The 12,532-nt window shown below is 59.1% G+C and carries 15 protein-coding genes; 4 read left to right on the top strand and 11 right to left on the bottom strand.

Going from position 1 to position 12,532, the window contains the following annotated elements; all coding sequences use genetic code 11:
- The first annotated feature begins 42 nt into the window (after window positions 1-42).
- The 4 genes from ACQRCJ_RS02360 (at window position 43) to ACQRCJ_RS02375 (ending at window position 2,790) form a co-directional block, all read left to right on the top strand.
- The gene (locus tag ACQRCJ_RS02360) at window positions 43-297 is read left to right on the top strand and encodes a type II toxin-antitoxin system Phd/YefM family antitoxin (RefSeq protein WP_072333374.1); all 255 of its coding nucleotides are present in this window, start codon (window positions 43-45) and stop codon (window positions 295-297) included.
- 2 nt (window positions 298-299) lie between these two features.
- Window positions 300-560, top strand: a complete 261-nt coding sequence (locus ACQRCJ_RS02365) for a Txe/YoeB family addiction module toxin (protein ID WP_072333371.1) — start codon at window positions 300-302, stop codon at window positions 558-560.
- Between the two features lie 150 nt (window positions 561-710).
- Window positions 711-1,478, top strand: a complete 768-nt coding sequence (locus tag ACQRCJ_RS02370) for an endonuclease (RefSeq protein WP_427799293.1) — start codon at window positions 711-713, stop codon at window positions 1,476-1,478.
- Window positions 1,479-1,791: 313 nt separating this feature from the next.
- Window positions 1,792-2,790, top strand: coding sequence for a Rha family transcriptional regulator (locus ACQRCJ_RS02375; protein WP_427799294.1), 999 nt, complete (start codon window positions 1,792-1,794; stop codon window positions 2,788-2,790).
- Between the two features lie 84 nt (window positions 2,791-2,874).
- On the opposite strand, the gene ACQRCJ_RS02380 is transcribed toward ACQRCJ_RS02375, so the two are convergent.
- The 11 genes from ACQRCJ_RS02380 to ACQRCJ_RS02430 form a co-directional block, all read right to left on the bottom strand.
- On the bottom strand, window positions 2,875-4,434 hold the full coding sequence (locus tag ACQRCJ_RS02380) for a hypothetical protein (protein WP_427799295.1): 1,560 nt from the start codon (window positions 4,432-4,434) through the stop codon (window positions 2,875-2,877).
- Window positions 4,435-4,443: 9 nt separating this feature from the next.
- Window positions 4,444-5,271, bottom strand: a complete 828-nt coding sequence (locus tag ACQRCJ_RS02385; RefSeq protein ID WP_427799296.1) for a hypothetical protein — start codon at window positions 5,269-5,271, stop codon at window positions 4,444-4,446.
- A 12-nt stretch (window positions 5,272-5,283) separates the two neighbouring features.
- Window positions 5,284-5,910, bottom strand: coding sequence for a hypothetical protein (locus tag ACQRCJ_RS02390; protein WP_427799297.1), 627 nt, complete (start codon window positions 5,908-5,910; stop codon window positions 5,284-5,286).
- A gap of 35 nt (window positions 5,911-5,945) precedes the next feature.
- Window positions 5,946-6,485 carry an N-acetyltransferase family protein gene (locus ACQRCJ_RS02395; protein ID WP_427799298.1) on the bottom strand — a complete coding sequence of 180 codons (540 nt, stop codon included), beginning with the start codon at window positions 6,483-6,485 and terminating at the stop codon, window positions 5,946-5,948.
- Entirely contained in the window at window positions 6,475-7,221 is a 747-nt protein-coding gene (locus ACQRCJ_RS02400; RefSeq protein ID WP_427799299.1) for a hypothetical protein, read from the bottom strand. Before ACQRCJ_RS02400 ends, ACQRCJ_RS02395 begins: the two co-directional genes overlap by 11 nt.
- Entirely contained in the window at window positions 7,211-9,061 is a 1,851-nt protein-coding gene (locus ACQRCJ_RS02405; protein WP_427799300.1) for a hypothetical protein, read from the bottom strand. The genes ACQRCJ_RS02400 and ACQRCJ_RS02405 overlap by 11 nt, the downstream gene beginning before the upstream one ends.
- Window positions 9,062-9,063: 2 nt before the next feature.
- Window positions 9,064-9,474: a hypothetical protein gene (locus tag ACQRCJ_RS02410; RefSeq protein WP_427799301.1), complete on the bottom strand. Its 411-nt coding sequence runs from the start codon at window positions 9,472-9,474 to the stop codon at window positions 9,064-9,066.
- An 11-nt stretch (window positions 9,475-9,485) separates the two neighbouring features.
- Window positions 9,486-9,725 (bottom strand): pseudouridine synthase, encoded by a 240-nt coding sequence (locus ACQRCJ_RS02415; RefSeq protein WP_427799302.1) that lies wholly within the window; start codon window positions 9,723-9,725, stop codon window positions 9,486-9,488.
- Window positions 9,725-10,165 (bottom strand): hypothetical protein, encoded by a 441-nt coding sequence (locus tag ACQRCJ_RS02420; protein WP_427799303.1) that lies wholly within the window; start codon window positions 10,163-10,165, stop codon window positions 9,725-9,727. The genes ACQRCJ_RS02415 and ACQRCJ_RS02420 overlap by 1 nt, the downstream gene beginning before the upstream one ends.
- Before the next feature lie 241 nt (window positions 10,166-10,406).
- The gene (locus ACQRCJ_RS02425) at window positions 10,407-11,534 is read right to left on the bottom strand and encodes an SBBP repeat-containing protein (RefSeq protein ID WP_427799304.1); all 1,128 of its coding nucleotides are present in this window, start codon (window positions 11,532-11,534) and stop codon (window positions 10,407-10,409) included.
- A gap of 14 nt (window positions 11,535-11,548) precedes the next feature.
- Window positions 11,549-12,532: a hypothetical protein gene (locus tag ACQRCJ_RS02430; RefSeq protein ID WP_427799305.1), complete on the bottom strand. Its 984-nt coding sequence runs from the start codon at window positions 12,530-12,532 to the stop codon at window positions 11,549-11,551.

Below are 12,532 nucleotides of genomic sequence, written 5' to 3' on the forward strand. Positions count from 1 at the left end.
AAACAAAATATGTACTCGTTTCTGTACAAAAAGGAGACGCATATGTCGCAGGCCATCACCTACACCGAGGCACGGCAGAACCTTGCGGAAACCATGAACCGGGTTTGTGACCACCACGAACCCGTCATCATCACGCGCCAGAAGTCCCCCTCCGTCGTCATGATGTCCCTGGAGGACTACAACGCCATCATGGAGACAGCCTATCTACTGCGTTCCCCGGCCAATGCCGCCCGGTTACGGGAAGCATTGCACGCCGCTGACGCGGGAAAGACGGTACAGCATGACCTTGAGGATTAGCCATGCTGCTGACCTGGACGTCCCAAGCGTGGGAAGATTATCTGTACTGGCAGGCGACCGACAAACGGACGGTGAAGCGCATCAATGAGTTGCTGCGTGATGCGCTCCGCAATCCGTTTGAAGGCCTTGGCAAGCCGGAGCCGCTCCGCTTTGACCTTGCGGGATGCTGGTCCCGCCGCATCAATCAGGAAGACCGCCTTGTGTATCGCCTCGATGCGCAGGGGATGGCCCTGATCGTCCTCCAGTGTCGCTACCACTACTGAGTTTCACCTTCGCTGCCTACCTGTGCTGGCAGCTCTTTGGCCGACAAGGGGCGGCTCTTCGGGGCCGCCTTCTTTTTACCTCTTCTTTCACCGTCCCTGTTGCCCCGCCTCTTGCCGCGTGGTAGCCTCTCCAAAAGTTCAGGAGGCACCATGTACCGACACTTCCGCAAACTCACCACTGCTCTTTTGGCTGCTGCCCTACTCCTTACCCCCCTGGGCATGGGGAGTGCCTTTGCTGCCGGCAACGAAATAAACGACAGCTTCTCCAGGGCAAAGAAGATGCTTGAGCGTCAGGTTTATTTTGATCACCGTGTGACGCTCTACTGCGGGGCCTCGTTCGATGAGAAGAAAAACATCGATCTGCCTGAGGGCTTCTTCACTGAGAAGCACCAGAAACGTGCGAACAAAGTCGAGTGGGAACATGCCGTACCGGCTGAAAACTTTGGGCGAGCCTTCGAAGAATGGCGTGAAGGCCATCCCCAGTGCGTAAGCAAGGGCAAACCATTCAAGGGGCGGGCGTGCGCGGAAAAGGTCAATGCCGACTACCGCCACATGCAGGCAGATATGTACAACCTGTTCCCCGCCATCGGCGCCGTGAATGCTGTCCGCAGCAACAAGCAGTATTCAGAACTGCCTTCGGCCAAGGCGGCCTTTGGCACCTGTGAAGCCAAGGTGGACGGGGGCCGTTTTGAACCTCCGGCACGATCCAAAGGCCAAGTCGCCCGGGCTGCGCTTTATATGGCGGACAGCTATGACAAGTACCGCCTCAGCCGCCAGCAAAAGCAGCTCTTCAACGCATGGAACAAGATGTACCCCGTGGATCAGTGGGAATGTACCCGCGCCAAGCGCATCGAAAAACTCCAGGGCAACGAAAACCGATTCGTCAAGGAACCTTGCCAGCAAGCGGGGTTATGGTAAAATCGCAGTAGGGGCGGCCTCCTGGCCGCCCTTCCCCTTGACATCCCCAGCGTTTTATGGCGTCCTCTCTTTGCGGAGCCTCAGAAACTCCTACACGACGGACGCCAACCCGTGAGATTTGGCTATTTTTGTGCCCTGTCAAGGCTGTCTGACACCTTGGGAGTGGTGTATACTATGACCATCATGGGTCGGGAGTAGGCTAATACAATACCTTGCCGTAAGGTGGGGGAATAGGCCTGGCTGTTCGTGTACAGTTCTGAGCTCCCGGCCCTTTGCTTTTGCAGGGGCCAATCAGAAACTACACGAGGTTACTATGTCACAGGCCCAGCTCATTCCCGAAGTATTCTCTCCCTCAGTATCTCTCCACGCTGGCCGTCCGGCCACCACATCTCTTGAGGTTGCCAATTTCTTCGGCAAGCGTCACGACAATATCTGTCGAGACATCAGGGGGTTAATTGAAAGCACCCCTGAAAATTTTCGTGCCCTCAATTTTGAGGAGACGTTCCGCACTATCCCCGGCCCCAACAATTCCGAACGACAAGAGACTTACTTCATCCTCTACCGCGACGGCTTCATGCTGCTGGTCATGGGCTACACCGGCAAGAAGGCCCTAGCCATGAAGCTGGCCTACATCGAAGCCTTCAACCGCATGGAAGAGGAGCTGGCCCGACAGAAGGAAGCCGCCCGCAACATCACCCAGGACATCGTGGATTTTCCTGGCTCCCTCTCCATCACGCCGTCCAGCGTGGCCGACCGCAAGCCTCTGCGAGCGCTGGTGGGCTCGTGGGCCAAGCTGTCCAACGTGCCCTTTGATGCCTGCTGGAACCAGCTCAAGGCCGCCTTCAACCTCACCAACATCAAAGAACTGCCGCAGGAGTGGATACCGGACGCTCTGGCGTGGGTGCAGGCCAAGATCGACGCGCTACCCAAGGCCCTGCCGCCGCAACCGGAGCGCCTGCCCCTGTACCGCAACGGCTGCTTCTATCCGCCGCACCGCGACCGGAGACACGTCCCCGGCCCGCAGGAGGCCGCGCTGCTGGAGCTGTGGCAGGACTGGACCCGACGCGAAGCCGGCCTCCGGCAAGAGTTCATGGCCATGCTGCGGGAACTGGACGCCCGCCGCGGCGACCTGTTCAGCTACGCCGTGTCCGACCTGGGCCGCAATGCTGATACCATGTTCAGCCCGCAGTGCCTGCTGGATAGCCTGTTCCAGAGCCGTACGGAAGCCGAGCAAGGATTCCGCCAGGCGCTGGATGATGCCAGCCTGCACTTGCGCCTGAGCCTCAACGTGGCCGTGGCGCTGGGCCGTTAAAAAATAGGGGCCGGGAACCGGATGATTCCCGGCCCTTTCCTCTCCTCTCTATGCCGTTGTTAAAGAGCTTAAAGTCCTGGCTGGTTAGTAGTAGCCTGGGATGGATACAGGGGCCTTGGGATCATTCAGGTCATCAAGGGCCCCTTTCCCCATGCCGCCCAGCAGCTGGGGCAGATAACCTGGCTCGTTCCAGAATCTCTCCGCAGCAGAGGGAGCGGTCTTGTCTGATGTCGGCGCGCTGACACTGGCGGAGCCGGATTTGCCGTCAGCAGCTTTTCTGATCCTTTCCCCAAGACCATGAAGCACACCTTGCTGGCCTCCGGCATGGGCACTGCCACCGGCCTGATTGCCGTTTGTGCGCTGGGGCAGTGGTTTCCCCATCATTTTAGCCAGTACCGCCCATTCCGCAGCCTGCAGGTTGGCTGCACCCTGTTGCATGGCTATGGCCACGTTTTCGTCAAAAGCGGCCAGGGCAGCGTCGGCAGAAAGCCCATTGCGCTGCATGAAGTTTTCAAGAGCGGCGACCTTGCCGTGGTCCACTCGTTCCTCTCCGCTGTTCGGATCCATGACGGTACAGGCCCGGCGCAGGGCAGAGCGGTCGCCGTCGGTCAGTTTGAAAGTGTCTGCGGTCTGGCCCGTACCGCCATTGCCGCTGCCTTTCTGCTTCGCCGGCCTGTAGGGGCTCATACCGGCTTGCAGGACGCCTTCCATGCCATCATACACACCGACTTGTCTGCCGCGGCGGTCAAAAACCAGCAGCTTGGGCTGGGCGCCGTAGTCATCCACAGGATTCTGGATCACGCCCAGGCCGACGACATTCCCGCCGGAATCGTAGAGGGGGATCTGTTTCTTCGGGTCGAGCCTGTTCTCGGCATTCCCCATGACGGTACCCCAATAGTAGCGGGCAGCCGCAGCATTGAATCCCGGGTTAACGGGATGCAGTTTCCCGTCAAGACCGCGCAAGACGGACTGTTCGCCCTGCAAAACCTTGTTTACTTCGGCCATGGCTTCCTGCGGAGTGATCAGTTGACCTGTGGCCGTCCATCCTTGGTGCTGGTCAGAACGGAACAACACCCTGAACTTTCCGTCTTGGGTTCCTTCAAGCCGGTAGGGCAGAGGGGATGTTGCAGCCAGCTGCTCCATAAGGGGCATGAACTGCTGCATATCTCCTGACTGGAAGGCTTTGTTGACCGTCATGGCCTGCACCCGCCAGTCCTGGTATTGCTTGTCGGCAGCGGCATCCATGCTCTTCAGCATCTCCAGGCGGCCCTTTTCCGTGCCGGCCCTGTCCTTGACGAATTGCCCCACAGCCTGGGCGTGCCAGTAGTCCTGCATGTCCGGGTTGTTCTGGATGCTTTCAAAGCCACCTTGTCCAAAGGTCTTGCTCACGTCGTCATAGGCGCTGCGCAGCTTGTACTGGTCGTACATGTCCCACGCGCTGCCCGCCGCATCCACCAGGGAATTGACGCCTCTGCCCACAGCGGCGACCGCTGCGGCCCCCTTGTAGATGTCATCCCAGACGTTGCCTTCTTTCTTGACCTTGGTGGTGGTCTGCTTGGTCTGTGAGGCCGCAGCCTGTGTGGCGGCATTCATGGCGGATTGCGCCATCTGGGAAGGATTGATGCCCGTCTTGTAAAGAGCCATGACGCCCCCCTAGAAAAAGAAAGAGGTCAGAGCGCCGATACCGGCGCCGATGAGCGTCCCCACACCAGGGGCCACGGACCCGGCCGCGGCTCCGCCGGCGGCCCCGGCTGCCGCACCGGCCGCACTGCCGGCAGCTCCGCCTGCTAGGCTGGAAGCAAGGGACGTTGCCGCCATGCTGCCGAGCACACCGCCAGCTGCACCCCCCACGACTTTGCCCACCTGGCCGCCCGTATTCCCACCAATGGCTTGCCCCAGGGCCTGGCCGCCCAGCGAGCCAAGCGCGCCGCCCGCGGCTGATCCCAGCATCGGACCAAGGGAAAATCCTGATCCCGCGCCAGCCGCGGCGCCTTCCGCAGTCCCTGAAGCCCCGCCGGACATCCCTTCGCCGATGGGCTTGGTCAAATCACCGGACATCGGGCCAAGGCTTTGGGCGGCCTCCTGGGGCGCCATGTGCAGCCCGGATGTCGCCACGTCACTGGCAGCGGCCTGCGCCCCTGTCTGGGCCTGCACGGCAGGCAGGGCAAGGTCGGCTGCCTGTGCCGCTTGGACACCGCCTGTGGCAGGTGCGGCTCCGGCTCCTGCGCTGGCTGCTTCCGCAGCGGCATCCGGGGCCCCAAGTCCTGCCAGAAAACCATAGGCGTCCTGCCCCATGCCATAGAGCTGCTTGCCCGTGCCCACCACACCAAGGCCTTGCGTGATGACTTGCCCGGGAGTGGGCGGCGCCGATTCGTACTCCGTCCTGGGGCCTTCCTTGGTTCTGCTGCCCATGGTCTGAGTGGCCTGCTGAAAGGTATCGCTTGCCCGGTTGAAAGGATTTTTGGAGGTGTACAGTGCCATGATGATTCCTCCTTAACTGGACAGAGCGCCAAGCCCGCTCAGGATCCCGCCCGTGGCATTGAAGCTGGCGGCATTTTTCAGACGTTCGTAGTTTTCCTGTTCCGCACCCACACGGGCCTGCGTTCTGGCGCCTGCAAGCTGCGCGGCCTTCTGGGTATCCAGCGCGGCGTTGACGCCTTGAAAGCGTCCGCTGTTCGGGTTGACGCCCATCCGGGCATTGGCCCGCAGCGTCTGCCCCTGCACGTCCTTCCAGGCGCTGGAGGCATCAGCGGTAGCCAGGGCCATGCGTTCATTGATGTCAACGCCGGAGGTGGACGCTTCCAGGAACTTCTGGGCGGCTTCCGTCTGCTGGGGCAGCAGCTGCGTGGCTGCCTGTAACTGGTTCTTGTACAGGTTCGTTTCCAGCGGCAGCATTTCCATGTTGGCCTGGGCCTGGGCGATCTCATAAGGCTTGAAATGCGTCTGCCACATTTCAAAGTATTCCCGTGCCCAGGCCTGCTGCTCTTCGGAAAGTGCCGCCATGCGGGCGTTGTACCCATAGTCCACGGTATTGGTCGTGCTGCTGCCGCCCCCGCTACCGCCGCCGCACAGGGCTACGGGCCCGTCGTAATCGTAGGCATCCGCTTCGATCACGGACATATCGTCCATTTTGAAAACGATTCTGGTGTAGATCCTCATTTCTCTATCCCCAGGCTGTCACGGGTCACGGCCACGAGCATGGCATCAGCACTTTTGCCGTTTGCAGCATCAAAAACTCCATGGGGGATGACGCCGATCCGGCGCGCACCGCATAGGAGCGCCAGGCGCCACGCCAAAGCATTTTTCCTTGGCGTCAGGCCCAGCAGTACGTCGAACAGGTAGCCCTGCTGATCCTTGAAGGTCAGCACGCGGGAGAATATGGCCCGCCCCATCTGGCAGGTGGTCTGGTGGCCCCAGAAGTCGCGGAAGAACACAAAATGCCCGTAGGCGCTCTTCCCCCGGACGGTATTGAACCAGCAGAAACCGGCCTGACGTCCTTCCCAGAAGATCAGGAAGGGCAGGCTTCCGGGGTGCAGGATGTCCGCCAGGAATTCTTCCTCGCTGCGGATCGTGCCGTCATAGTAGGTACAGGAGAGCGTCTTTTCGCTTTTCAGACGTCCGTAGATGGCACGCAAAAGATTGCGCTCGGCGTTGGTGTCCCCCAAATAGTGCATGTGCAAACGGCTATCCTGCATCGTCTGCCTCCTCTCCTGCCGCGCTCCAGGCAAGCGTCCCGCTGCTGATGGTCTCGACTGTGCCGTCTTCCAGGGGTTTTTCCAGACAGCAGCGGGCGGTGAAGGTCCAGCGTCCTGTGGCAGTATCCTTGTGGAGATTTTCAAGTGATACTTTAAGGTTTCCTTCTGCCGGTCTGGACGCATCATCCGGGAAGGGTATCTTGAACCCGGCAATGGCAAGAAGCGGCATCATGGCAAAGTTGCCCAGCAGCGTTACCTGCTCACCATCCGCCGCTGTGCCGGATTCCTGGGCCATGTCGAAAAGTGTCCCGGGCGCCATCTTCTCCGGCGTCACAGCTCCGTCCGCCAGCTTTTCCGTGGTGATGGCGGCATCGGCAACCCGCGATGTGGTGACAGCCCCAGGCTGCAATTCTTCTTCACCAACGGATTTGACTCCTAGCTCACGGCTGCCGATGCTGCCCATCTCGATCTTGGCCCCGGTGATGGCGTTGTCAGCGATCTTGGCAGAAGTCACAGCTCCATCAGCCAGCTTCGTTGTCGTTATCGTCGTCTGGGCATTCCCTCCCAGCGTGATGCCTGAATCTCCACGCCGCACGGCCTGCGCTTTTTCAGAGCCACGAGACAGGCCGGCCAAGCGCCGGACGACAGCGTCGAGGCTTTGCAGGTAGATGGTCAGGCCGGAAGGCAGTCCGCGTGGGACGCTTTGCAGCCCACGGTCGAGGCTTTCAGATGCCATTTTCTATCCCCTCGATACTGCCGCCCAGGCGCGCCTCGTAAACGTCGGCCGTCCCGGACAAGCGGAAGCTCCATACCCGTTCAGATCGTGTCGGCCGTATGCGTACGGCCTTGTCCCCGGTCAAAAACAGGGTTTCCCTTTGCCGTACGCTGTCCGGGCCAAAAATGTCCATCTTGACAGGATTTCCGGGGGACATCTCTCCCTGCACACGGGCGGCGGTCATGGCACACAGGGCCGAGGAAAAGAAGGTCTTGCTGTGCCAGCAATAGGGCAGGGGGGCGGCATCGTCGGCTTCAAACTTCCAGATGCCAGGGCCATCCGGCGTTTCCACGCTCAGATACAGGGCATCATCCTCGCTGTGGTGGTACAGGCAGCGCACCTTCCATTCTTCCGGCAATTCCAGGCGGGTGACGTCCGCACGCCCGATGTGGAACAGGATGCCGGTGCTGGTTCCCTCAAAAAAACCGATATAGCGGTTCTCATGCACGGCTCCCATAAGCCGTTCCGGCCCCAGCGCCTGCCACTGTTCCCTGCTGTATGTTTGATCTGTGGCCAACGTCTGCTGGTTGCTGGAAAACAGCATCAGCCCGTCCGGGCTGGCATACAGCACACCTCCGGGCAGCGTGGCCACGCTGCGGGCGGAGACGCAGGCCTGCTCGATGGGCAGATGGGTCAGGGCCAGGCTTTCCGGCACCGAGCCTTGCGCCAGATACGGGCGGCCTGTGGTCAGCACGACGATGGTATTGTCCACATGGGCCAGGGCCACGATGCTGTCCTCGACAGTCAGGCGGTAGGATGCGGGGAAGGCATAAGGGATAAATGGTTCAGAGATCAGCAGTTCATTGCCTCGAAAGGCGGCATAGATGCCGTTGTCCGTCTTGATGAGACCGCGGGCATTGTCCGGGATGGGGTCCCAGGTGCTCGTCTGGAGGACTTCGGTGGAGACGTCCTTGTCATGCAGCACGTCTGTGTATTGCCAGTCGGCCGCCTCCAGCTCTTCCACAGGTATTTCGACCACCAGATGGAACTCGGACGATTCCAGCCCGGAAACCGTACGGTACAGACGGATGTGCGTCACGGTCAGCCCCTCCAGATCCGGCAGAGTAAACCCCGTCAGTGTCACGCCGTCGCCGTCCAGCACGTCGATGACCTCAGAAGCGGGAGAGGGCGCGCTTTCATACTGGATGACCCCACCAGCCAGCATCTGGACGTAGGTGTACACATAGGCTGTACTGCGCTGGATGCCGCTGTCCGTTATGGGGGCATCGTTTTCATCCGAGGCGTCTCCTTCTGTGTCTTCCTCCAGGGCCAGCCGTGAAAACGCCTCGACTGTCGCCGTGTCACTGTCCTGGATGATGCCGCATAGCTCCTCACCTTCACTGCCATAGCGCGCCGGGGCGGCAGCGATATGGTCCGCAGACCAGGCGCGCCCTTCCGTCTCCTGTAGTTGGGCGCCTGCTGCGGCAGCCAGCGTCAGGGCTGCCGCAGGACGGGGAATACCAAGACGATACACGTCCCCCCCTGCCAGATACATGGTCGGGTATGCCCGGTCTCCGGTCACCAGCAGCTGTCCCAGGGGCTTTTCCCCATCGGCGTCCAGTACCGCGCTTTTGACTACGCTGACCTCGCCGGGCCAGTGCAACCAGCCGTCTGTGTCATGCTTGAATATGGTTCCCGCCGGATCGGGCAGGGCAAGTACCTTTTCCGGCCCGTGCAGCGCGCGCAGAGCGCCGCTGTCCAGATCACAGTTCACGCAGTCACGGGCATTCTGGCTTTCCAGCAGCCGAGAAGAAATACGAGGTATGGCACCTGCAAAAGCCGCAACGGTAATGGTGGGCATGGTCAGTACTCATCTCCCGGACTGTAGCTGTGGTACTTCTTCACATGATCGGCAATGGCCGTATTGATGGCGCTCTGCACACCGCTGATCTTGCATTGCACGGAAGGATCAAGGCCATCGAAGGAGAACGATCCAGATATGTCGCCGGTAAATGTTATGGTCACCGGTGATGCCAGGCTTTGGGCCGCCTGGGCCGTTTTGGCCGTCTTGGCCACGCTGGCCTCGTACACTACAGCATCCAGTTCCCCATGATCGTCATTGCCCTTGCGGTGGACGTCGATACGCATCCAGGGGGACCATGCCCCCTGGTGCGTCGTGCGTACCTTGATGATGTTCTGGTCGCTGCCCGGTTTGTTGCAGACAGCGATCTCCATCTTTTCCGTGGCATTGGAGACGACGAATCCAAGCTGCATGGAGTTCTCCGTCAGCGCAGTTCAGGCGGCAACTGTCTGCCAGAACGCTCGCTTTCATAGGACTGGCGGCAGTGTTCCCTGTCGCCAAACAGGGCGGCCAGCCTGTCCAGGCAGCGGCATGGCCAGCTACGAACCCCAGCCACATGCCAGCGCCAGAAACGAGACGATAAGGTCTCATCCGGCCAGCCGCCCAGAAGGGTGTTCATGAGTTGATCACAGGCCACAAGCAGATTGTGCAGATAGGCGGGCATCAGATGGCCCCCACGTCTTCTACGGTCTGCGCGGCGGCCACGGCGGCCTTGCGCTGCCCGCCGATGGCCATTTGGGTGGCCTTGTGGTTCAGGGCGGCGGCGTAGATGGGCAGGAAGGTTTCCGCCGTCAGGTTCAGGATGACCAGCTCTCCCTTGCTGTCCGCCGTGTGGCCACGGTAGGCGTTCCAGGGCGTGGTAGTGGGGATACCGCCATCGCTGGCCGTCGCGAGCTGCATGGACACAGCCGCGTCGGCGAAGTTCTGCTGGTCGAACTCGTCGTACGAGAAGTGCAGCAGCTCCGGTGTGCCGGTATCCGGCGGGGTAGCTTCACAAGTGAAGCCGGCCATGATGGCGGAAGAGGTCTGGGCGTCGATTTGGGCGACCTTTTGTTCCTTCCGCTGGAGAAGTCTTTCTGCGTTTTCTTCAGGCGTGTGTGTCACTGGGGTAAGTACCCACGTCTGATACCATTTCCCGTCCCGATATTCCGGCTTGCCATCGGAGAGTTCATGCGTCCAATCATTGAACTCCGGTTGGGGAGTGAGGGTGAGGACAGCGTGGTCGAAGGGGGCAAGAACTTCGTCCGTTAGCGTTGTTGGAAAAGAGACGTTGGGATGGGATTTGAAAAAGTTATGTTCAGAAAGAACATTGAGTGTTTTTATATTTACAAGCATAGGTTACTCCTTATAAAGTATAAAGATTTGTAGTGAGTGAAGGGGTTACCACTGTTAGTGAAGGGGTTGTCACCGTTAAACCGGCGTTAGAAACTGACAAACTACTAGATTTACTCGTCAATGATACATTTTTCGACGTTAAGGATGCGTCTTGAAAATTAAGATTACCGAAAGTAACTATATCTTTTTCAATGAGAGAATCAGTTATTTTTGCAAGAAGCAAATCCCAACTTCCAGCACCAGCCGAACCGGTATATCCACAAACATAAACGGAACCATCCGGTGCAACAGCTACGGAGTGTCCTTCGTCATCGTCGCTGCCACCAAGTGTCCTCTGCCATTGCACGGTGCCTGAGCTGCTGAATTTTGCAAGAAGAAAATAACTATAACTATCGATATATCCACAAACATAAACGGAACCATCCGGTGCAACAGCTACGGAGTAACCACTGTCAGGGTTGCTGCCACCAAGTGTCTTCTGCCATTGCACGGCGCCTGAGCTGCTGAATTTTGCAAGAAGAAAATTATAGCGATTTTCTCCACAAACATAAACGGAACCATCCGGTGCAACAGCTACGGAGCGACCATCGTCATAATCGCTGCCACCAAGTGTCTTCTGCCATTGCACGGCGCCTGAGCTGCTGAATTTTGCAAGAAGCAAATCCTGATTTCCAGCACCAGCCGACTCGGTATATCCACAAACATAAACGGAACCATCCGATGCAACAGCTACGGAGTGTCCTTCGTCATCGTTGCTGCCACCAAGTGTCCTCTGCCATTGCACGGTGCCTGAGCTGCTAAATTTTGCAAGAAGCAAATCATAACCTCCAGCACCAGCCGACTCGGTATATCCACAAACATAAACGGAACCATCCGGTGCAACAGCTACGGAGCGACCACGGTCATTGTCGCTGCCACCAAGTATCCTCTGCCATTGCACGGTGCCTGAGCTGCTAAATTTTGCAAGAAGCAAATCACTATATCCAGCACCAGCCGACCAGGTTTCTCCACAAACATAAACGGAACCATCCGGTGCAACAGCTACGGAGTAACCAGGGTCAGGGCTGCTGCCACCGAGAGTAGCTACCCACGGTTTTGCTGTTTCCACAACACCGCCAAACAACATAGATTTCAACATATAGTTACTACTTCTTACACATACTTGAGATTGACGATACCGTACCACGTACTACCAGCGTCATGGGTCGTCAGGACAACAATGTCGATACCAGAAGCTGTTAGTTTAGGTGCAGTTCCACCAGACCACTTGATACTGGAGGGCCAGGTAATCGTGTATGCACCACCATTGGTGAGCTGCATCACGACAACGGTAGCGCCTGTTTGAGGGACATCTGTGAAAGAGAACGTCGTTGCACCAGTGATGGTCGCGGAAACAGCCAGGCCAGCGGTAAGGTCGATAGCTTTTGTCCCGGAGACATTCCCCAGCGCCTGAAACTTTTCAGCGAGAGGGGCAAGCGCCGTCCCAGAAAAGACTTTCATGGCAGCCTGTGCGGAACTCTTGGCAGCATCAGCAGTGGTTTGAGCATTCTGTGCGGAACTATTGGCGGCATCGGCCAGCTTTTTGAGGTCGTTGCCGGCCTTGGCGCTCAGGGCCACGTCCGTGGCGGTAGAGGTGAGGGAAGAAGTCAGGGGAGGGGTATCTCCCTTGGGGCCTTGCGGACCGGCGGGGCCTTGAGGGCCCTGGATGCCTTGGATGCCCTGTTCGCCCTTGGGACCCTGGGGGCCGGTGTCGCCGGTATCGCCCTTGGGGCCTTGGGGGCCTTCCGGTCCCTGTGGCCCTTCGGGACCTTGCGGACCGGTGTCGCCGGTATTCCCCTTGGGACCGGTTTCCCCTTGTTCTCCCTTCAGGTCCACGGGTCCGGCGACGATCGTCCCGTCCTTTTTCTCCCATTTCAGGCTGGTCCCTTCCATGATTGGGGTAGGCAACTGCTGTTCCACAACTTCCGGGATGGCCGCACCATGGGCGGTGGGGTCGTTCACATGCGCGGCCAGCAGCTGCGCCCCTTCCACAACGGTCTTCTGCGCCTCCTGCAAGGCGGCGATGCTTTCATTGACCTTGCCGATGACTTCTTCCGAGGTGGGCTGCGTGGTCTGTGCTTCGGTGGTTTGGCTCAT

The organism is Desulfovibrio sp. SGI.102, assembly GCF_050314315.1.
Taxonomy (GTDB): Bacteria; Desulfobacterota; Desulfovibrionia; order Desulfovibrionales; family Desulfovibrionaceae; genus Desulfovibrio.